Annotated in this window: 1 protein-coding gene; it reads right to left on the minus strand. The window is 55.9% G+C overall.

The window, feature by feature from the left end:
- Nucleotides 1–87: 87 nt before the first annotated feature.
- Nucleotides 88–1506: an IS1182 family transposase gene (locus tag ACN6NG_RS29840; protein WP_474317509.1), complete on the minus strand. Its 1419-nt coding sequence runs from the start codon at nucleotides 1504–1506 to the stop codon at nucleotides 88–90.
- Between the last annotated feature and the right edge of the window lie 80 nt (nucleotides 1507–1586).

The following is a 1586-nucleotide window of genomic DNA, read 5'->3' on the forward strand; positions in this document are numbered from 1 at the left end:
GCAGACTGTGTGAAAACACACTGACAGGCCCTAGACCAAACGCCCCGACTTGTTCGGGGCGTTTGTTTTTGTGCTGAAAAAGGCTCTTCAGCCCATCAGTTGCATCATTTGCTTGGCACCCAGGACGCTGATCGCTCGCTTGAGGTTGTAAGCGGTCACGGCCAGAGCCATTTCAGCTCTTGTCCCTTCGAGTTGTCGCAGCAGGAAGCGTCCGTTCCCAAATAGCCATTGTTTGAGATTGCCAAACGGGTGTTCCACGGTGGATCTACGCCGCTCCATCATCTCTGGATGCAGCTGCATTCGCTGCGCCATGCGCTCAAAGGCTTCCTCTTGAGCGTGACGCGAGACATAGCGACGCTTGGCCGTCGTACATTGGGCTTTCAACGCACACCCAGCGCAGTCGCTGATTGCCGCCTGGTAGATCCGGTCGCCTTTGTAACGCTGCTTCAGGGTTAGCCACTGACCTGCCGGGCACTGGTACCGATCCTGTTCAGCGTCGTAGGTAAAGTCCTTGCGCTCGAACAATGCCTCTCCACCTGGGTTCGAGGTTCGGTTTGGCGGCACGTACGCGGTAATGGCGGCTTCTTCACAAGCCTGGAACTGCTGGCCGTTTGAGTAACCCATATCGGCTGTCACGGTCAGCGATTCTTGCCCCAACTCAGCCTTGGCAGCTTTCGCCATGGGTTCAAGCTGCTTGCGGTCATCACCATCCTGCGTCACCTCGTGATGCAAAATCAGGCAGTGTTCTGCGTCGACGGCAGTCTGCACGTTATAGGCAACACGAGCCCCCTTTGGCGTGCGCATCATTCGGGCATCACTTTCGTGTGTATTGAACTGCTCCAGCCCCATCGATTGCATCAAGGCCTGGCAACTGCGATTGTCTTGCTGCTTGGCCTCAAGCTCCGCCAAGGCTGCCTTGATCGCAGTGCGATCTACCACCTGCTCGCCCTCAGTCTTATCAGTGGAATCCAGGTCAGCCAGGTATTGGGCGATGCGCTTATCCAGCTTCTCGTCCTGACGCTTGAGCTGATTCAAGTTCAGATGGCGTCGCGCGGAAGCGACTGCCTGAAACTTGCTCCCGTCAATGGCAACCAGGTCACCGGCAATCAAACCGGCAGTTCGGCAGAACTGCACAAAAGCCCGGCACGTCGTAACGAACGCAGCTTTGTTGTTCTTGCGGAAGTCGGCGATGGTCTTGAAGTCGGGTTTAAGCCGGTTGATCAGCCACATCACTTCGATGTTGCGCTGGCATTCAGCTTCCAGGCGACGGGACGAACGAATGCGCTGGAAATAGCCATAAAGATAGAGTTTGAGCTGATCGGCGGGATTGTAGGCGGGGCGCCCGGTGGCCTTGGGCTGAGTTTTCTCAAAGCCGAGCTGACCCAGATCCAGCTTGGCGACATACAGGTCGATGACCCGTACGAGGTGATCTTCAGGGATCAATTCCTCCAGCGAGACCGGGAAAAGGCTGGTCTGACTGCGGGACTCTCCTTGTATGTAGGCCATAACGAAAAATGCTCCGTATCTTTCGATACGGAGCATTCTCTTAAAGGGCCGGGCAGATTGCTAGGTTTTCACACAGTCTG

The sequence above is a fragment of the Pseudomonas sp. TSO6 genome (genome assembly GCF_056098905.1).